The organism is Aquimarina amphilecti, from assembly GCF_900109375.1.
Taxonomy (GTDB): Bacteria; Bacteroidota; Bacteroidia; order Flavobacteriales; family Flavobacteriaceae; genus Aquimarina; species Aquimarina amphilecti.
Map to the genome: position 1 here is coordinate 678,781 of NZ_FOAB01000002.1, position 20,138 is coordinate 698,918.

Here is a 20,138-nt window from a genome sequence, read left to right on the forward strand (position 1 = left end):
GCTAAGGATACTTAATATATTTTTGTATTTTTTTAGGAATTATCTGAAGATTTGCTCTTGTGTCTGCTAGTTTTGTGTGCAAACCCTTAAAAATATTAATTTTTGGATTTTACTAAAAAGAGAAGGCTGAAGAGAAACATTATTGTTGTTGGATAATAATGATCTTCCAGCCTTCTACGAACACGTCTCTTTATATATTATAATTAACTACAGTTTAGTGTAAGTTAAAAAGAGTAATATGATATGCTTATATTTTGGTTGAGTGTTATCTTAAAAAGTGAATACAAATAAATGAGCTTTTGTGATCAATTGTTTTAACCTAGTATTATTCTTGGATTATGAGAATGTAATGTTAGCGCTAAGAATAAAAAGAAAAGGTTAAGAAGCGTTACGTTATGGTATAAAAATAATCCAATATTATAATTGTATTAATACGTTTAAGTTTTATGTATTCTAGTTTTTTTTAATAAACTCTAGAATTCAAATAGGAGTAAAATATAAATAAGCTGTTTGAAAAAGTATGTCAATATTTTTCAAACAGCTTATTATTAATAGAATTTTTATTTCGTATTATTAGTTACGAGTCCATCCAGAATTCCATGAGTTGTAATCTGCACCGGTTCCATTACCAATGCCAGTGATTACATCTGCTTCTCCAAAAGTCGCTCCAGTATCATTTTTAAGAGTAAGAGTAATATCATCAAAAGTGATATCTGTAACAGAAGTTTCATCGCTTAGTACACCATTTCCAGTCTCGTTATCATCAAGATCAAAACCTTCTGCAAAACCTTCCAATAACACATTGGTAAATACAGCTCTTGTCCCAGCACGTAATCTGATAGCTTCATTCTCATTAGAAGATCCAAGTCCATTAATGGTTAGGTTTGTAACTGTAGGAGCAGACCAAAATACAGGATTAGAGTTATTTCCGATATCTGTATTAAAACCATCACCTTCTATTCCTTTGTCATGAGATTGTCTATGCTCGATATAAACATTTGTTAAGGTTCCTGTAAATCCTTCAGTCCAGTCTACAGAATCATCCTGCGCTCCTACTACAGATATGTAAGAAGCATCAACAGTTCCTCCAAAAAATTCTACTCCATCATCTGCTCCTTCAAAAGCTTGTATAAACTCTATAGTTGTTCCATTTCCTATTGCGTAGAATGAAAATCCATTATTTTCTGAAGCTGCATCTGCCGCACCACCAGAATATTCGATACGAACGTATCTAAGAATACCTGAGTTATCATCTACCGCACTACCACCATAAGGTAATCCTCCAATTTCAGAAGTTGAGGTAGCATCACCACCTACAACAGAGTTTATTGGTGCTCTACCTAATAAGATTAAACCTCCCCAGTCTCCAGGATTAGGAGTTGAGGTAGCAGAAGTAAATACAATTGGGTTAGAAGAAGTTCCTTCTGCGTTAATTATTCCTCCTTGTAATACAGCGATGTATACATCAGATCCGGTTGCTGCTCTTACTACTACTCCTGGCTCTACAGTTAGAGTAAAACCTTCAGGAACAATAAGAGCGCTAGTAAGGGAATACTCTGTGTTTGATTCAAGAGTAAGATCCTCCGTAAGAGTACCTCCTATTACTTCACCGGTAGGATCAACAGGAGAACCGTCACCATCAATGTTAATTGTTATATCTGCTGTGTCATCACTTGCGCATCCTACAAAAAGCGTAGTAACGGCAAATAATCCGATAAGAAATATGTTTGCTTTCATGATCTTTAGTTTAATTAATTTTTTTCGTGTTCGTTTTAATTGGGTTAAAATGTATATTTAAATTGTAATCCGATATTCACTCCTCTTTTATAACTAGACAGCGCAAATTCATCTATTGGATTTATTTCATTAGTTGCATTTCTACTAAATGGAATGCCTAAAGTGGTAAGTACATCTTCAGATATTGTAGCGTTTTCTCGAACTCTTTCAATCGTTGGGTTCAACAGGTTTTTAACACTAAGGTTAATTTCAAAGTTGTCACGTACTTTGTTTTTCCAAACGAAATCTAATGTCGGCACTCCCTTTTCAACTATGTTTCCTAATTGTCCTGCTCCCAATGCATCGATACGATCAGAAAAATAAGAGAACACAAGGTTTGCTACAGGCTTATAATCTCCAAAAGTTGGCGTATAACTTACATCAGCATTGATCAAAAATGGTGATGCACCTTGTAGTTGATCAGAGTCTCTATTAAAATTGGTATTGAAGGTTCCTGAAACAGTTTTTAAATCTTGTTTTGTAGCCGTATACGTAACGTTTAGACCTGCAGAAAGAAGACTTTCTTCTTCAGTATTTAATAACAATGCTTTACGCGCTTCTAATTCAACTCCAAAAACTTCTGCTTTATCTCCTGTTCTAAAGAAACGTTGTGTTCCTGTAGCATCATTCGCAGATACTAAGTTTACAGGATCATTAATTTGTTTTGCAAAAGCCGCAATAGAAAATATCTGGCCTCTATTAAAGAACCATTCGTATTTTAAATCTAGATTGATAATAGAAGAGAATGCAGGGTCATTTAATAGGTCTGGATTACCACCGATACGATCAGTTACATTTTCATATACAAATGGAGCAACCTCTTTAAATTCTGGATTAGAAACGGTTCTACTCACAGAAAAACGTAAATTTTGATCCTCGTTTAATGCATATTTTACATTTAAACTAGGTAATAAAAAGGTTTCTGTTGCCTCATTACGCCCAGGATTGTTAAATGCAAGGTTGATTACATCGTATTCAATGCTTTGTTTGAATGATTCTACACGCAATCCCGGAACAAATGTCCACTTTTCTCCGTATTTATAAATTGCATTAGCATATAAGGCGTGTATATCTAAGTTACCGGTATAGGTGTTTTCTGGAAGTCCCGGAAGGTTTGTGTTTCCTAATCCAGCTGAAGGATCTATAGCATTTATCACTACTGTGTTATAGGTAACACCTAGGTTATCAATATTAAAAATTGAATTGAAATCATTAACATCAGTAACTTCTGTTCTTGGTTCAATAATACTCAATCCAAAACGTTGATTATCAAAATCACGTTGTTTTATACGTCCATTGTACCCAAAATTAAAGGACAGATTTTCTGATTGCTCGTACGCTACATTTATACGACCGTTCCATTCTTGGTCTTCAATATTTTGAAAATAACGCTGGTTGTCAAAATCTACATTACGGAAAAGAACTGGGTTTGTACTAGGATCATTATCTAATGCTAGGTCAAACTGTTCTATAGCGATTCGTTTTCTGTCTGGTTGACGAGCAAGAACACTGTTAAAACCAATTCCGTAATCTACTTTTATCTTTTCATTAATATTACTAACTCCAGATAGTTGATTCACATAAATCATATCTTGTTCGAATTGCACATTCTGTGTAAAAAAACCAAAATCATCAATATCTGCAATAGTGTTTCGGTTAAATCCATTACCGTCAATTCCAAAACGACCTACTTCGTCTTTAGCATCGTTAATAAATAAAGAAGTAAACTTTATTCTATGATCTGGATTAATTCGATATACAATATTTGCCATTGCAGTAGTAGTTCGGCTATATTCGAAAATTTCGGTATCTCTGAATATTTGATTTTCTGCAGCAGTTACATTTGCTGCTTGTCCTCTTGCGTATTCATAATTACTACCAAAAGAGGCAGTTCCGAAGATGCTTAATTTTGATTCTTCGCCTATTTCCCAAGATTTTCCTGCCGCAATCGATCCCGAAAGTCCAACTGGTCCCTCTGATGAAATCGGATCGACACTGTGAGATAAAACAACAGCAAAAGGATCGTTTTTATATCTATTGTAAAATCCAAAGAATCCTGTTCCTTCGCTTTTCAAAAACCTTTGTCCTATCGAAGCGGTGTTTATGTTGTTTCCTAAATCTACATCGATATATGCTTTTCCTACATGTTCTTTTGCTTTAATATCGACATTACCAGCAGCAAAATCACCATAAAAATTAGCAGCGTAGGTTTTGCTTACACCAATGTTTTGAATAACATCAGATGAGAAGAGACCAAGATCTATATTTTTCTTGTCTACATTATTTGCTGGTAGAGATAAACCATTGAACGTAGTATTTAGGTATCGATCTCCGAGACCTCTAACATAAACATTACCACCACCTTCTTGTTTTGATATTCCAGAAATTTTGGTAACAGCTCCTGCAGCGTTACTCACACCTTTGTTCGAAAGTTCCTGAGCTCCAATACTCTGTTTCTGGACTACGGCACCTTTTTGATCTAAAAGAAGTGCTTGCACACTTTCTTTTTTTCTACTAGTTGTCTTAATAACAACTTCATCTAAGGCTGCTGCACTAGCACCAATTGATGCGTTAACAGTAGTAGTTTCATTTGGTTTTACGATAACTTCTTTTTCAAGTGTTTCGTATCCAACAAAACTAAATTCTACAACGTATGTTCCGGGTTCTAAATTTTCAATAGTATATAAACCATCAAAATCTGTAGTAGTACCTTTGCTAGTTCCTTTGATTAAAACATTAGCAAAGGGTAATGGTTGACTGTTTGCTTCTTTATCAAGCAAAGTACCGGCTATAGAGCCAGTTTCCTGCGCACTAACTATTCCAACAACGAATAGTGCACAGAGAGTAACAATATTTCTCATAACGTGTTCTAAATTCGGTGCAAATAACGATAGCTATTGTTACCTGTGCGTTACTTAGAAATTAAATAAGAGTGATTATAGTGTTATGTAATTGTTATCTAAAGAGTGTAATAAAACTATATTTCTTGTTTTTTTGGAAGAGGGTATTTTGTGTAAGGTTTTAATTTATAAGATGTTTTGAGGTTTTTTTTCAATGTTTACCTAATTGTTAAGAAGTCTACTGTTTGTGGTTCGTGTAAATTTATTTTTAATAAATGATTTCTTGGTTTTGTCAATAAATTTAGAAAAAAGAACCGTTTTTTGAAGTTATATATAATAAAAAAACGCTCAGAATTTCTGAACGTTTCGCATTAATTATATTAGCAAATTTATTTATTGTTCATAATTAACAACTACGTCGCTTTTATTAGACCAAGTTGTTACGGATGCAATACTATTATCGGAATAATTTACTTCTGAAAGTTTTTCACCTTTCCAAAAAAACCATTTTCCAGTTTTAGCTCCATTATTATATTGACCCATAGCGATTTTCTTTCCAGATAAATCATAAGACTTCCATTCTCCGTGTAATTTTCCTTCTTTATTGTAAAATCCTTGTTGACGAATTTCACCATTTTCATAAAAGTACGTTCCTTTAATTGAATTTCCTTCTTTTTCGAAAGTAGGTTTCGCGTCTTGAGCCATCATTACTCCTGAAAAAAGGATAGCAAGTGTTAATAATAGATTCTTCATAATATATTTTTTAATTGGGGATTCTTAATGATTACATTACAAATGTAACATTTATTTTACTTTTAAGCAACATTTGCATAACATTAAGTTAACATTAAATCTACAAACAACTGTTTATTAAGATTTTACAATGTAAATAATAATGTTTTTGATAACATGAGGAGTTATGAATTGTGAAAAAAGAGGGGATTTGTTAGGCTAAATACTGTTTGAATGTATTAGGTTAAATTTTGATAGTTTGTGGTTTTTATGATGTTAATTAATATCATAACTTCTTAAAAGCATTATAATATATGGCATGAAAAAACAATGTTCTAAAATTTGTAATATATAAATGAATTATGATTTTTTTAAAGTCATCAAAAAAGTTGATTTATGAGAACTAAATTCATTCTATGGCAATTATGAGTTTAAGCATATTATAGGACTAAATCATTTTTAGAATAGATAAAAAAGATAACATTTCAATAACATACGGCTAGATTATTAGTAACATTTTTGTGGTTTATAAGATTGTAAGAAAAATATGAACGACATTTATATTTTAATGATTGTTGCGTTGGCTATTTTAGCGATCGCTGATTTGGTAGTTGGAGTTAGTAATGATGCAGTTAATTTTTTAAATTCTGCCATAGGATCTAAGGCAGTTTCCTTTAGAACTATTATGATTGTTGCCAGCTTAGGTATTGCTGCAGGAGCTATATTTTCAAGCGGATTAATGGAAGTTGCTCGTAAAGGTATTTTTGTTCCTAGCGAGTTTTATTTTGATGAAATCATGATCATTTTTATGGCGGTTATGATCACTGATATTTTGTTGCTGGATTTTTTCAATACACTCGGTATGCCAACATCTACAACTGTTTCGATAGTATTTGAGTTATTGGGAGCAGCCGTTTGTGTTGCTTTGATTAAAATAGCTGCAGATGCAGATCTATCCTTCGGAGATTTAGGAGATTACATAAATACTAAAAAAGCAGGTGAAATTATTGCCGGAATTTTACTCTCTGTGGTAGTTGCATTTTCCATAGGTGCAATTGTTCAATACGTCTCTCGATTATTATTGTCTTTTAACTTTGATAAGAAAGCAAAATGGGTAGGAGCTTTGTTTGGAGGAATTGCATTGACAGCGATACTTTATTTTATTTTTATTAAAGGTATTAAAGGAACTAATTACGCCAAGTTAGTGGTGGATACATTATCTAATGATACTGGTTTAGGATTTTTAGAATGGGCCAACTTGTATTTCGAAAGTTCTTATGAAACGGTTAAAGAATTAGCGAAAGCAAAGAAAGATTTGTTTGTAATAAATGTGGAAGCAGGTACTATATCTACCACACTTAGAGGGTTTTTAGAAACCAATGTTTTAGCAATAGTAATAGCTGGCTTTGGAATGTTATCCTTAATCTCTTTTGTGTTTATGAACTTTTTAAAAGTTAATATATATAAGTTGATTATTATAGTAGGAACTTTTGCATTGGCACTTGCTTTTGCGGGGAATGACCTAGTGAATTTCATTGGTGTTCCAATTGCAGCTTGGGAAGGGTATCAAATGTGGAGCGCTTCGGGAACTCCTGCTGATGAATTTTTGATGTCTTCACTAAGTGGTAAGGCAGAAACACCAACTTTACTATTATTAGGAGCAGGACTTATTATGGTATTAACGCTTTGGTTTTCTTCAAAAGCGAAAAATGTTGTTAAGACTTCTATTGATTTATCTCGTCAAGGTGAAGGAGATGAAAAGTTTAGCCCTAATTTTCTTTCTAGAGGTGTAGTAAGAGGAACTGTTTTTATTTCTGAAGTTTTATCTTCAATTACGCCAACTTCATTTAAGAAGTTTTCAGGAAAACAGTTTGAAGAGTCTTCTACTCCTATTACTACAAGAAAAGAAGATCTTCCGGCATTTGATATGGTAAGAGCTGCTGTAAATCTTATGGTCGCAGGAGTGCTGATTTCTATAGCAACTTCTATGAAACTACCGCTGTCCACAACCTATGTTACATTTATGGTAGCAATGGGTACCTCATTAGCAGATAGAGCTTGGGGAACGGAAAGTGCCGTGTATCGTGTAGCAGGAGTATTAAATGTAATTGGAGGTTGGTTTTTTACAGCAATCAGTGCATTTTTGGCAGCTGCTTTAATAGCATTTTTGATCAACTTTAATCAGCCGATTATGACTGGTGTTTTATTGTTGGTAGCAATTATACTGTTAGTAAGAAATACTATTAGATATCGTAATAAAACTAGAGCAGATAAAGCAGAAGATAGTCTTAAAAAATCAGAGAGTAGTTCTATCCAAGGAGTGATTGAAGAAAGTGCTGGTAATATTAAATCTTTTGTAAATAGAGGAAATAAAATTTACAGTAGTACAGTAGATAGTTTGGCAAAATATGATCTAGCATCTCTTAAAAAGAGTAGGAAAGGTATTGCTAAATTGGAAACCGAAGTTGAAGAATTGAGAGATAGTATTTTCTATTTTATTAAAAATCTCGATGAATCAAGTGTTGGAGCTAGTAGCTTTTATATTTCTATTTTAGGACATCTGGAAGACATTACTCAGTCTTTGGATTATATTTCTAAAAATAGCCATAAACACGTAAATAATAATCACAAAAAATTACGATTTAATCAAATTAAGGACCTCAAAGAAATCGAAGACCAGTTACAAGAATTTTTTATTAGTATTAAGAATGTTTTTGACAGTAGAGATTTTAATGGTTTAAATAGTATTATAGAGGAAAAGCAAGGATTATTTACTTTAGTAAATGATAAGATCAATAAACAGGTAGAACGAACAAGAACAGAAGAAAGTAGTCCTAAAAACACAACGCTTTATTTTGGACTTCTTATGGAGACAAAGGATCTTATAACAGCTACTATGAATTTGCTAACTACATATAGAGATCATCAGAATTAATTGTCAAACAGATTTTATTAAGTTAACTTAACGTTATCCTTATGAAATTTTTATGTTAGTTTATCGTTTCCTGGATAAATGTTTATCCATACTTCATTTTAACCTAGTATATTTACGAATAGTGATGTAATTCAAAAAAAATGAACAAAAAAGATATTACGATTTTACTAGTAGATGATGAGCCGGACATTTTAGAAATTGTTGGCTATAATTTAACTGCCGAAGGCTATAATGTTTTAACTGCTGAGAATGGTAACGAAGCTGTTAAAATTGCAAAAAAGAGAAAACCACATTTAATCATCTTGGATGTAATGATGCCAGAAATGGATGGAATAGAAGCTTGTGAACAGATTCGAAAAATACCAGATTTACAAAATACAATTATCACTTTTTTAACTGCTCGTGGAGAAGATTATTCTCAAGTAGCTGGATTTGATGCTGGAGCGGATGATTATATTACAAAACCAATTAGACCTAAGGTGTTGGTTAGTAAGGTGAAAGCATTATTGCGTAGGTTAAAAGAAGACGATGCTAATGATAATGTCGTTAAGATAGGAAATCTCGTTATTAATAGAGATGAGTATAAAATTGTAAAAGATAAAAAAGAAATAATATTACCAAGAAAAGAGTTTGAATTATTATCTTTATTAGCCTCTAAACCTGGTAAAGTCTTTAAAAGAGAAGATATACTTGATAAGGTTTGGGGTAATGAGGTAATTGTAGGCGGACGTACCATTGACGTTCATATCCGGAAATTGAGAGAGAAATTAGGAGATGAAAGTTTTAAAACAATAAAAGGTGTCGGCTATAAGTTTGTAGTATAATGGCAGAAAATTTTAAGAGATCGTATAGGTTTGCATATCTATCATCTTTATATATAACGTTATTATTAACGCTCTTAATGAGCGTTTTTTTTTATATCCAAAATCAGTTTAATCCATTGTTTATAATAGGGTTCATTATTCTATGTTATGGGATATGTTTTCTTATCATTCAATATCGTGTTCAGAAATTTATTTATCGTAGAGTAAGAAAGATATACGATGATATTGAAATGTTGGATATGGATACTTTAGGTGAAAGTCCAGTTACGACGGATATGAAAACGTTAATTAAGGAAGTCGAAAAATTTGCTCAAAAACGAAAAACAGAAATAGAAAGTCTAAAGGTTAGAGAAGATTATCGTAAAGAGTTTATGGGTAATGTTTCTCATGAGCTTAAAACTCCATTATTTACAGTGCAAGGATATATTCTAACACTGATTGATGGAGCGATGAATGATCCTGCGATTCTGGATAAATACTTAAATCGTGCTAATAAAGGAGTAGAACGACTTATTTATATAGTCAAAGATTTGGATATGATCACCAAATTAGAAGTGGGAGATTTAAATCTTAACTATACTAATTTTGATATTATAGAATTGGTGCAAAGTGTTTTTGATCTATTCGAAATGAAGGCATCAAAAAAGAACATTGCTTTGACTTTTGATATGAATTATCAAGATCCAATAATTGTTCATGCAGATAAGGAAAGAATCCAACAGGTACTGTCCAATCTGATCGTTAATTCTATTAAGTATGGAAAAGAAGATGGTACAACAGAAGTAAGTATAGAAAATCTAATTAAAAATAAAGTAATAGTTAGAGTAACGGATAATGGCGAGGGTATTGCCCAAGCGCATATTCCAAGATTGTTCGAGCGTTTTTATCGAGTAGATAAAAGTGGATCTCGTAAAGAAGGAGGTTCAGGGCTCGGATTAGCTATCGTTAAGCATATTATTGAAGCACATCATGAACGAATATATGTAGAAAGTGACTATCGCATAGGGAGTGAATTCTCATTTACTTTGGAAAAAGTGAAAAAGTTCCCTGTAGTCGATGTCGGTACTAAAACTACTTAATCCTTTATAAGCGTTTAAGTCATATAATTTCTTTAGCGTAAATTCATTCTGTTTGCAACTAGGAACTAGCTTATTGTTAGTAAGACGTTCTGCTAGATATTCTTGTTCAAATTGACCAGGTGTAGGTATAAAAAAGGCCTTTTTCTTTAATTTGGCAAGATCCATTACAGTAGTATATCCCGATCTGGAAATGATGATGTTACTGCTGTTAATGGTGTTTTCTAGTGCTAAACCTGTAAGATAATTGTGTATAGTAATATTATTTTTGATATAAGTTTTCTGATCTTCTTCGATAATACCTCTAACGAAAACAATTTTTTTATCACTACGTTCGAATTCTTGAAACAGTTTTTCTTCTAACATGGTTCGCTGAGGTTCTGGTCCAGACAATAGTACCATAATATCATATTTCTTCGGGAGATTTTGATAATTGAACCTGCTTAAAGGGCCTAGGTAGGTAACCGGAATATTACTGTGTTTAGGATGACCAAGTTCACCACTTAAACTTGGGTCATCAGCCATGTCAGGAACCCAACAAACATCAAATTTTTTAATGTATTTATTATGAATTTTTGTACTGATTGATGTTGTTTTTCCACTTAGAACAGTAAGCTGATGTGTTATAAATACTGAAGGCAAACTTTTATGCCTAACTCCCATTCTATTATCTGAGATAATACCATAAAAATCATCTGATTCTATAATACGTTTTGTTGCTTTTTTTTCAGCTGTAATAGCATGTGCAATTTTGGGGCTATTAAGTAACATCTTAATTTTGAAGTTACTAGCCTTTTTTGAGTATTCTATATTATACGAAGGGATTTCTTCCTTTGTTAAATATGGAAATTCTTTCTTTAATAATGCCAGTGCTGCTCCATCGGATGCAATAACAGGTTCAAAACCTTCATCAATTAGGGCATTAATGATAGGAATACAACGAGTTGCGTGACCTAAACCCCAGTTAAGTGGTGCTACAAGTACTTTTTTACTCAAAATCTATAGTTTTGTAAGTTAATCATTCAAAAAATGCTAGTCCTATTTTTAAAATTAATAGTATTCTTCTAAGTATATATTTCCTTAATTTTACCAAAAAATTATGTTTAGGTTAGTCAGAAAATATTAATGACATATAAGGTTTACAATACCAATAATATTATTGCATTGATATTATATTGTTTATGTTTTTAAGAAAGTGGAGTTGATTTTATTTGATAAAAACCAAGAATTTGAGACTTACATGTAACATAAAAGGAGTTAAAGAGTCAAATACATATAGAAGCAAATAAATAGGTGGGAAGCAAGAATAAGTTAAAACGGTTTAATGAGAATAAAAGTTTTCAGAATGTAGTAGAGCCTACAAGAGATGAAGTACTTAACAATTCTTTGGGACTTAAAGGGAAATGGAGAGAAAAATTCTTCAAAAATGAAAATCCGATTGTATTAGAATTAGGTTGTGGTAAAGGAGAATATACGGTAGGATTAGCGGAAAAATATCCTAATAAAAATTTTATTGGTATAGATATAAAGGGAGCTAGATTCTGGAGAGGAGCCAAAACAGCTATTGAGAAAGGAATGACCAATGTAGCTTTTATTCGAACTCAAATAGAATTAGCTGATCACATTTTTGATACTGATGAAGTCGATGAGATATGGATTACTTTTCCTGACCCGCAGATTAAATATAAGCGAACAAAGCATCGAATGACAAATCACGAGTTTTTGCAGCGTTATAAAAAAATTCTTAAACCTGATGGGATAATGCACCTAAAAACGGATAGTGAATTTATGCATGGATATACATTAGGCTTATTACACGGAGAAGGTCATGAAGTATTGTATGCCAATCATAACGTATATCATCAGGAAGGATCCCCAGAAGCAGTAACTTCCATTCAAACTTTTTATGAAAAACAATATTTGGAAGAAAATAAACCTATAACTTACATCCAGTTTAAAATTACCTAATTGCGTCATCGATTTGGAAACTACTAAACTCTTTCTCGTCACTTTTTTTGCATCCTTGGTAGGAGTTATTCCGCCTGGATTAATTAACATGACTGTTGCTAAGACATGTTTAGAAAGAGGTAAGAAAAATGGAATCTTAGTGGCAGTTGGTGCCTCGGCAGTTGTTTTTATACAGGCTTTATTGGCGATCTTACTTGCAAAGTATATTTTTTTTAATCCTTATGTAAAAAATATGCTACTAAGAACAGGAGCGGTAATATTTTTCTTAATGGCGATTTATTTTTTTGTAAAAGCGAAACAAAGAAAAACCAAAATCAAAGTATATAAACACGCAGGTTCACGTAGTCTTTTTAAGGGAATGATGATGTCCATCGTCAATGTATTACCAATACCATATTTCTGTACAATAGCGGCAGCAATGAGTGTTAGTGGTAAAATACAATATGATGCATTAAGAATCATAGTCTTTGGTATTGCTGCAGGAACTGGAACTTTTGTAACCTTATATTTCTATGTGCTTTCTTTTCTTAAAATAGAAAAGAAGACAGCTTCTATAACTAAATATTCTAATTATTTCATGGGAATATTAATGTTGGTTTTAGTTATGCTAACTTTAGCCAGAATAATATATACTTGGGATGAAGGATAAAAATACAAATGACAATTTTTTTGATAGGGTTTATGAAGTGGCAAAACTTATTCCTTATGGTAGAGTAACTTCTTATGGAGCTATTGCTAAATATCTCGGAGCAGCTAGAAGCGCAAGAATGGTAGGTTGGGCAATGAATGCTTCAGGTAAACAGGAAGATGTGCCTGCTCATAGAGTAGTAAATAGAAAAGGAGTTTTAACAGGCAAACATCATTTTGATGGCACAAATTTAATGCAACAGTTATTGGAAAATGAAGATGTTGAGGTGATTGATAATCAAATACAAAATTTCGAAAAACTGTTCTGGGATCCAATGGAGGAATTATAGATTTTTTACTGTTCTGGAACTTTTTAAATAAAAATCCCTACACCAATAGAAAATGTAGAAAAACCGATGCCACCAATTCTCAAATATTCATATCCTCCATTAACTTTAAACTGATTGATATGATAATTGAGTAATGCATTGAGCTTATCGGAAGAGCGCGTATTAATTAGTGATTGATTATAATTTAATTCTATGCTTAACGGTTTTGCAAAAAAGTATTCTGCTCCGATACCATATGTAAATCCTAATTCATCTACCTCGCCGGCAACATAAGTGGCACCCATACCCCAATAGGCATTAAATTTTTCTGTACGGACCCTATGGTATTTTGCTAGAAATGTAAATGTAGCAAGAGAATTATCTCCAAAAAAAGTATTATTCTCCCATAGTTGTAGGTAATCTGCTTCAATACTAACTCTTTTTAAAAATCTAAAGTCCGCATTGATATGATTACCATATAATTCATTGTTTTCGGCTATAAATCGATTGGTTAGAGTAATTCTAGAAAGATTAGTGTCTCCATTCCAATTATATGAATAGTTTCCTTTATTAGAGCTGTGGTAAGGATATTTAGTAATAAATGCATTACTAGCAAGATGCTTTTGTTCCGTAGGGCTTTCAATTAAACCATAATAGGTTGCGTATAATCCCATTTCTATAAAAACCATGGCCAAACCTCCCCATAGGGAAGTGTTTTCATAAGATGAGCTAGATGATGTTCTAGAACTAGAAGGTGATGAGTAATTGGTGTTATCTTTATACAACCCTTTTTCAGCTTTTTCTAGTTTCCCCTGACTAAAAGAATAGGATGAAACGATAATAAATAGGAACGAAAAAATAACTGTTCGTTTCATAAGTGACGATTGATTTACCATAGAGATTCTTGATAAATCATAAATCATACCACTTTGATGCACAAGTATATTGTTACTATCGATATGGTCATAAATCATTTCAATTTATAGGTTTTAGAATCTTAACTTTTAGGCCTATCTTTGCTATTAGAATCAGTCTAGATTAATTGGTTTTAGAAAAAGGAAAATACACATGAAGTTAGAAAAATCAGAGATATTAAAAGCTTTGGAGACGATCACTATTGCTGGAGAGGGAAAGAATATGGTGGAGAGTGGTGCTGTAAAAAATGTAATCACTTTTGGAGATGAAGTAATCGTTGATTTAGAATTGTCCACACCCGCATTGCATATTAAAAAAAGAGCAGAAGTAGATATCATGAAAGTTATTCATGAAAAGGTATATGAAAAAGCTAAAATAAAAGTAAATATCAAGGTGGAGGCTCCTGCAGCTAAAGAGCCAGAAAAGAATGTAATTAAGGGAAAACCAATTCCTGGAATTAAAAATATAATTGCAGTTGCTTCCGGAAAAGGAGGAGTTGGTAAATCTACTGTGACTTCTAATTTAGCAGTAACTTTATCAAAAATGGGATTCAGTGTAGGGTTATTAGATGCGGATATCTACGGACCTTCTGCACCGATTATGTTTGATGTAGAAAATGAGCGACCATTATCAGTAAGAGTAGGTGATAAATCGAAAATGAAACCTGTAGAGAATTACGGAGTAAAAATATTATCGATAGGTTTTTTTACACAACCTAACCAAGCGGTGGTTTGGAGAGGACCAATGGCAGCAAAAGCATTAAATCAGATGATTTTTGATGCTGCTTGGGGTGAGTTAGATTTCTTATTGTTGGATTTACCGCCAGGTACAGGAGATATTCATTTATCGATTATGCAATCATTACCAATTACAGGAGCGGTCGTAGTAAGTACTCCACAAAATGTTGCTTTAGCAGACGCAAGAAAAGGAGTTGCGATGTTTCAGCAGGACAGTATAAGCGTTCCTGTTTTAGGAATAATAGAAAATATGGCATATTTTACTCCAGAAGAGCTTCCTAACAATAAATATTATATCTTTGGTAAAGAAGGAGCTAAACATCTTGCAGAAGATATTGATGTTCCATTTTTAGGAGAAATACCTTTAGTGCAAAGTATACGCGAGGCTGGAGATATAGGTCGACCGGCAGCGTTGCAAACGGCGACTCCTATAGAAAAAGCTTTCGAAGAATTAACGAGAAATGTTGTTCAGGAGGTTGTGGATAGAAATGAAAATCTCCCACCAACGGAGGCAATAAAAATAACAACAATGGCAGGGTGTTCTGCAGTAAAAAAATAGAAAATGACATCTGAAGAATTAAAGATTAATGTAGAGAAAGCACTAGATGAAATTCGTCCTTTTTTAGAAAGTGATGGAGGTAATATTTCATTGATAGGTATTGAAGATGATAAGAGAGTCAAAGTTCAGTTAGAAGGAGCTTGTGTAGGTTGTAGCGTAAATCAAATGACACTTAAATCAGGAGTTGAGATGACTATTAAAAAATATGCTCCTCAAATTGAAGAAGTTGTAAACATCGAATAAAGATAGATGTACTAAATTTTTATAAACCACATGCTCAAGAAAAGTAATCTTCTTGAGCATGTGGTTTTTTAGTTTCAATTCTAAAAATATCTAAAAGAGTATAATCATGAAAAAATTAGCCTATGTGCAGATTTTTAGTTTTGTATTATTTTTTTTAATTATAAGTTGTAGATCAAAGACTACAGAACGTATCGATATAACAAATACGCTACTAGGGAACGATATGTATTTAGAAGTAGAAAAAAAGAATAAAAATACTACGCATAGAGGTATTATAACAAACTCTAATTACGGAACAACCCATAGTTATAGTTATAAGCTTACAATCAATAACGGAGATATAAATTGGAATGGAGGAACTGCAGAACCTAAACACCTTCTTTTTTGTAAAGATTCTACCTATATACATTATCTTAAAGAAAAATACATTCCTATAAAATCTAAGGATTCGGTTGGAAATATAGCTGAAGAAAATAGTTATTATGAAGTTCAAGATGTGTTTGAAGTCTATGTAGATAAACGTTATTTTTTTAAATTATTTGGAGATGAATATTGGCTAGAAATTTCATCCGAAAGCTATAATCTTCAAAAAGAATCTTGTACAGAATATAGCATTCCGAATGACAATGAGTTATCTCTACCTAATACTTCAATAGACTAATATTTATTCTTTTTTAATCCAAAGAGTGGTTGCAACAAAGGGATTTTTAATATCAAGAAATGATAGATTACCCAACTTCCCAAAAATGTTCCTAAAATCATTATAATGAATTTGGTCACAATACTCCATTCTAAATTCATTAAGTAATATCCAATTATAATTGTAATTGTCTGGTGCAAAATATAAAAAGGGTATACTGCTCTATTACAATATGAGAGGATCTTATTATTGCTGTTTAGATAACTAGACGAATATCCAAATAACACTAAAATCCAAGACCATAAATTGGTTACTTTAACAAGAGCTTCAGTAAAGTGAATAAGAAAGCTATCTTTTCCTTGTACCCATATAAAAAGCTGAATAGAAAATGCGATAACACCAATAATTAAAGCTTTAGATTTTATACGTTCTATAGATTCCCAGAATATTTTACCTGTGGCTATTAATATAAAACCAAACAAAAAGAACGTAATCGAGTTGATGAAATTGAACCAGTCATCAATTAACGCATGTGTCACTGGGAAAAAAGGTTCAATCAATGCTTCAATAAAATATAGAGGAACTATAAATAGAAACAATCCATAAGGTTTTTGAATTTGTCGTTGTATCCAATTAATGGATCGTGATGAATTTCTCTTAAGTCTTACGAATAAAGGAGATAGAGTAATAGAAAATATTAATAAGTATGGTAAAAACCATAGATGATGCCAGCTTACGTTACCTTCTGGATAAACTCCAATAAAGGCTTCTGTTGTTATATATGAAAAATAGGATCCTATGAATTGATTTGTAACCAATCTTTCAAAATAAATTTGCGGTGGTACTATTACTAACATACCAAATATTAACGGCACTCCTAATCGTAAGCATCGCTCTAAGTTGAACTTCCATATACTTCGTTTAGATAATGCGTAATAAGTTCCCATACCTGATATAACAAATAGTATTGGCAAACGCCACTGATTTAAAAATAGCATTGGCCAGCGCATTCCCTCAGAAATTTCATTGTTTTTAATGTGCCATCCCCAAGGAACAAAAAACATTCCAACGTGATAAAAAATGAGTAAACCAAATACTATAACTCGTAACCAATCTAAGTCATAACGACGAATATTTTTGTCCATATCTTTTGAGAAATTTGTTTTTTCAAAAGTGAAATATTTCTTTTCGGATTGTATTAAAATTTCACGGAATTACGTGCAGAATTGTAATTTTAGACATTTTAGTTTATTTTCAAGTAGTTTTTTTGAGTGTAACAAATGCTTTAGGGGACATCGATACGTGTTTTCTGAAAGCATTGTAGAATGTTGATTTTGAGTTGAATCCTACAGAATTTCCTATAGCTTCTATAGTTAGGTGACTGTACTTAGGATCGGTTAATCGTAATTTGGATGTTTCAATTCTATATTGATTAATAAAATCATTAAAATTAAGTCCAGTAGATATATTAATGACTTGGGATATATAATTTGAACTTGAATTTAACTCTTCTGCAAGTTTTTTTAGTGAGGCAGAACTTTGTAGATAGAATTTATCTTTTTCTACAAATTCTTTGATTTTATTTATAGAGATTTCTTGATGTTTGAAACTAGAAGTTTCGTATTTATCTGCGATCCATGTATTTTCAAAAAATCTAGATTCTGATACTAATACAATACTAGTGATACTTACTATAATAGTATGAAAAATAAATATATAATGGTCTCCACCATCATCTTCAAAGTTTAGGTATACTATAAATATGAGTAGGAAAAATGCAAATAATCCAAGAGAAGTGTTTTTCGAAAAATCAAATTTATTAATACGTGTGTTTTCGGCACTTACGATTTTCTTTTTATTTCTATTGATTAGTATAAGACGGATGGATAAAATAATATAGAACACAAAACTGAATAAAATTAACCATCTGAATTCATCTTTAATCAATTGATAGCTATAATCCATATCATCAGGTACTATAGCTCTTTTATTATTTGGATAATATGCTCCTAAATACGCATTAATTTTAACGGATATTGGTTGAATATAATATTGTATTTGTGTGAAAAAGTATAAAACAGCGGGTAAAAAATGAAGCCAATGTTTTTTAAAAGTAATTGACTTTCTTGTAAGTAAGGTGTTTACAAAAAGATAAATAGATGGAGCAAGAAGCAAAACGAGGGGTTCAGTACTATCGTTAAAATGAGGAACATATTTTATGAGTCCAGTATAGCATAAAAATATGTCAGTGGCAATTATGGATTGTATTAGTAAAGACCATCCATAAACTTTGAAAGCTTTACTCTTTTTAGATGTCCGGAGTAAAATCACCATACTTAATAGCAAACCAAGAAAGATACCTAGACTAATAAAATAAGAAATAAAATTATGACATATGGGTATTTGATCTATTACTTGATGAATATTTTCCATACCTGTATATCGTTTAATCTGTAATGAAATCCGTCAATTTCTGAGGCCCCTCAAGTGGAACTCTAATAATTTTTAGGGTGCCATCTTCTGTAGTAGCAATTTGCCATTTGATAAGGGTGATACAACCGTTTTCTATTTCGATTCCGGTGATTGATCTTGGATGCACACAGCTACCATCATTAAAAAGAGCTAATTCTCCAGCTTCAGGAAAACGAGGGCGATGGGTATGACCAATAATGGTAAATTGATTTTTATGGTTGGCAATCCATTTTTTAATTCTTCGTTCTACTTTAATAGTTTCTTTATAATTTTTAGCTGGACTTGTAGGATCAGCAATACCTACTACCTGTAGGGGTTTCCATAATACACGAACTAAAAACCTATTGATTCTCCAACCTACATAATTCATGAAATCTGCTTGATGCCCGTGTAATAGAAAGATATCTTGATTGGTGATTTTATGTCTTAATATAAGTGCTTCTTGATATTCAATATTAGGAAAAAGAGGAACTTCTTCATCAGTTTTTGGATCGAAAAAGGAACTTAGATTTTTTTTTATGTATTTGGGATCACGATAAACCATATCATGATTTCCCCAAATCATTTCTAATCTATTTTTGAAAAAGAATTTTTGAAGTAATTCATATACATTTTTATGCGCTCTTAGAATAGTTTCAAAACTTAGGTTTTCCCATAATTCATCACCATCTCCTAATTCACAATAAGTAAACTCCTCATTGTAATAATACTTTAGCGCGTGGAAATAAATATTTCTATTATTTGCAAATTCGTCCGCAAAACTATTATCACCTCGATGGCAATCACTAAATAAGACAAATTTAGAACTGTCATCAAAAGAAATGACTTTGGCATTCTTATAAGCACGATCCAGACGGGATTGGGATGACATACGTAGTACTTTTTGTATAAATATACAATACTATATGTTTTTGTGGAATACTATTTAATAAATATTAAGAATGGCTTAGCGCTTGTTTTTTTTCTAAATGAAAATTACTTAGAATCATTAAAAAAGCAACAATATACAACCACCAGTTTTGACTATAATTAAGATAATAGGCAATAAGTAAAATAGAAAGCCCTGAGGTGTACAATATTATATTAATCCAGGATTTATTTTTGTAATGTTTCCACATTAAAACAACACTACCTAACAGAAAAACAAAGAGAATAATATATTTCCATTTAGAATTATACGCTAGTTTTTCAAACCCTATAAAACTAAAGAAGGATGCATACGCGGCCCAACAGAAAGCACATTTTGGGAATAAAAAAAACACAACAGCGGATAGTATATTTAGAGCATTCACTTTCTTTGTATGCTTACCAGTTTGTTTGTTAGAAACTTTGGTGGCGCACGAACAAGATTTTTTTTTAGGATAGTACATTTTGCTGCTGTGTTTTTTAAAATTAAACTTGATTTTGGGTAAAAGGGTATTTACTTCTATGAGTAAAGTTTTTATGATATTTTAAACTTTACCTG

General features: G+C 32.0%; 18 protein-coding genes. 9 read left to right on the forward strand and 9 right to left on the reverse strand.

Annotated features, from left to right (window positions below; translation table 11 throughout):
- Window positions 1-573: 573 nt before the first annotated feature.
- From BMY33_RS07320 to BMY33_RS07330, 3 genes are all read right to left on the reverse strand, one after another.
- Window positions 574-1,737, reverse strand: a complete 1,164-nt coding sequence (locus tag BMY33_RS07320) for a multidrug transporter (RefSeq protein WP_091407102.1) — start codon at window positions 1,735-1,737, stop codon at window positions 574-576.
- 44 nt (window positions 1,738-1,781) lie between these two features.
- The gene (locus tag BMY33_RS07325; protein ID WP_091407104.1) at window positions 1,782-4,637 is read right to left on the reverse strand and encodes a TonB-dependent receptor; all 2,856 of its coding nucleotides are present in this window, start codon (window positions 4,635-4,637) and stop codon (window positions 1,782-1,784) included.
- 372 nt (window positions 4,638-5,009) lie between these two features.
- Entirely contained in the window at window positions 5,010-5,369 is a 360-nt protein-coding gene (locus BMY33_RS07330) for a toxin-antitoxin system YwqK family antitoxin (protein ID WP_091407105.1), read from the reverse strand.
- A 526-nt stretch (window positions 5,370-5,895) separates the two neighbouring features.
- On the opposite strand from BMY33_RS07330, the gene BMY33_RS07335 reads away from it, so the two are divergent.
- The 3 genes from BMY33_RS07335 (at window position 5,896) to BMY33_RS07345 (ending at window position 10,186) form a co-directional block, all read left to right on the forward strand.
- Window positions 5,896-8,283 (forward strand): inorganic phosphate transporter, encoded by a 2,388-nt coding sequence (locus BMY33_RS07335; RefSeq protein WP_091407107.1) that lies wholly within the window; start codon window positions 5,896-5,898, stop codon window positions 8,281-8,283.
- A gap of 140 nt (window positions 8,284-8,423) precedes the next feature.
- On the forward strand, window positions 8,424-9,107 hold the full coding sequence (locus tag BMY33_RS07340) for a response regulator transcription factor (RefSeq protein ID WP_091407108.1): 684 nt from the start codon (window positions 8,424-8,426) through the stop codon (window positions 9,105-9,107).
- The gene (locus tag BMY33_RS07345; protein WP_091407110.1) at window positions 9,107-10,186 is read left to right on the forward strand and encodes a sensor histidine kinase; all 1,080 of its coding nucleotides are present in this window, start codon (window positions 9,107-9,109) and stop codon (window positions 10,184-10,186) included. Before BMY33_RS07340 ends, BMY33_RS07345 begins: the two co-directional genes overlap by 1 nt.
- Here the strand turns inward: BMY33_RS07345 and BMY33_RS07350 are convergent.
- Window positions 10,124-11,179, reverse strand: coding sequence for a glycosyltransferase (locus tag BMY33_RS07350; protein WP_091407111.1), 1,056 nt, complete (start codon window positions 11,177-11,179; stop codon window positions 10,124-10,126). The genes BMY33_RS07345 and BMY33_RS07350 overlap by 63 nt on opposite strands.
- A 297-nt stretch (window positions 11,180-11,476) precedes the next feature.
- Here BMY33_RS07350 and trmB point away from each other — a divergent pair, with 297 nt between their 5' ends.
- Genes trmB through BMY33_RS07365 form a run of 3 tightly spaced genes read left to right on the forward strand, consistent with a single transcriptional unit; the run spans window position 11,477 to window position 13,128 of the window.
- The gene (gene trmB, locus BMY33_RS07355) at window positions 11,477-12,151 is read left to right on the forward strand and encodes a tRNA (guanosine(46)-N7)-methyltransferase TrmB (RefSeq protein ID WP_091407112.1); all 675 of its coding nucleotides are present in this window, start codon (window positions 11,477-11,479) and stop codon (window positions 12,149-12,151) included.
- Window positions 12,152-12,164: 13 nt separating this feature from the next.
- The gene (locus BMY33_RS07360) at window positions 12,165-12,800 is read left to right on the forward strand and encodes a LysE family translocator (RefSeq protein ID WP_091407114.1); all 636 of its coding nucleotides are present in this window, start codon (window positions 12,165-12,167) and stop codon (window positions 12,798-12,800) included.
- On the forward strand, window positions 12,790-13,128 hold the full coding sequence (locus BMY33_RS07365) for an MGMT family protein (RefSeq protein ID WP_091407115.1): 339 nt from the start codon (window positions 12,790-12,792) through the stop codon (window positions 13,126-13,128). Before BMY33_RS07360 ends, BMY33_RS07365 begins: the two co-directional genes overlap by 11 nt.
- A gap of 23 nt (window positions 13,129-13,151) precedes the next feature.
- On the opposite strand, the gene BMY33_RS07370 is transcribed toward BMY33_RS07365, so the two are convergent.
- Window positions 13,152-14,081, reverse strand: a complete 930-nt coding sequence (locus BMY33_RS07370; protein ID WP_091407117.1) for an outer membrane beta-barrel protein — start codon at window positions 14,079-14,081, stop codon at window positions 13,152-13,154.
- Window positions 14,082-14,175: 94 nt separating this feature from the next.
- Here BMY33_RS07370 and BMY33_RS07375 point away from each other — a divergent pair, with 94 nt between their 5' ends.
- From BMY33_RS07375 to BMY33_RS07385, 3 genes are all read left to right on the forward strand, one after another.
- Entirely contained in the window at window positions 14,176-15,318 is a 1,143-nt protein-coding gene (locus BMY33_RS07375; protein WP_091407118.1) for an Mrp/NBP35 family ATP-binding protein, read from the forward strand.
- Between the two features lie 3 nt (window positions 15,319-15,321).
- Window positions 15,322-15,561 (forward strand): NifU family protein, encoded by a 240-nt coding sequence (locus BMY33_RS07380; RefSeq protein ID WP_091407120.1) that lies wholly within the window; start codon window positions 15,322-15,324, stop codon window positions 15,559-15,561.
- Between the two features lie 106 nt (window positions 15,562-15,667).
- A complete protein-coding gene (locus BMY33_RS07385) occupies window positions 15,668-16,222 on the forward strand; it encodes a hypothetical protein (protein WP_091407121.1) in 555 nt (184 codons plus the stop codon).
- On the opposite strand, the gene BMY33_RS07390 is transcribed toward BMY33_RS07385, so the two are convergent.
- From BMY33_RS07390 to BMY33_RS07405, 4 genes are all read right to left on the reverse strand, one after another.
- On the reverse strand, window positions 16,219-17,346 hold the full coding sequence (locus tag BMY33_RS07390) for an acyltransferase family protein (RefSeq protein ID WP_211482379.1): 1,128 nt from the start codon (window positions 17,344-17,346) through the stop codon (window positions 16,219-16,221). The two genes, BMY33_RS07385 and BMY33_RS07390, sit on opposite strands and share 4 nt — an antisense overlap.
- 109 nt (window positions 17,347-17,455) lie before the next feature.
- Window positions 17,456-18,634: a helix-turn-helix domain-containing protein gene (locus BMY33_RS07395; RefSeq protein ID WP_091407123.1), complete on the reverse strand. Its 1,179-nt coding sequence runs from the start codon at window positions 18,632-18,634 to the stop codon at window positions 17,456-17,458.
- Window positions 18,635-18,647: 13 nt separating this feature from the next.
- On the reverse strand, window positions 18,648-19,544 hold the full coding sequence (locus tag BMY33_RS07400; RefSeq protein ID WP_091407125.1) for a metallophosphoesterase: 897 nt from the start codon (window positions 19,542-19,544) through the stop codon (window positions 18,648-18,650).
- A 64-nt stretch (window positions 19,545-19,608) separates the two neighbouring features.
- Window positions 19,609-20,043 (reverse strand): hypothetical protein, encoded by a 435-nt coding sequence (locus BMY33_RS07405; RefSeq protein ID WP_091407127.1) that lies wholly within the window; start codon window positions 20,041-20,043, stop codon window positions 19,609-19,611.
- Window positions 20,044-20,138 lie beyond the last annotated feature (95 nt).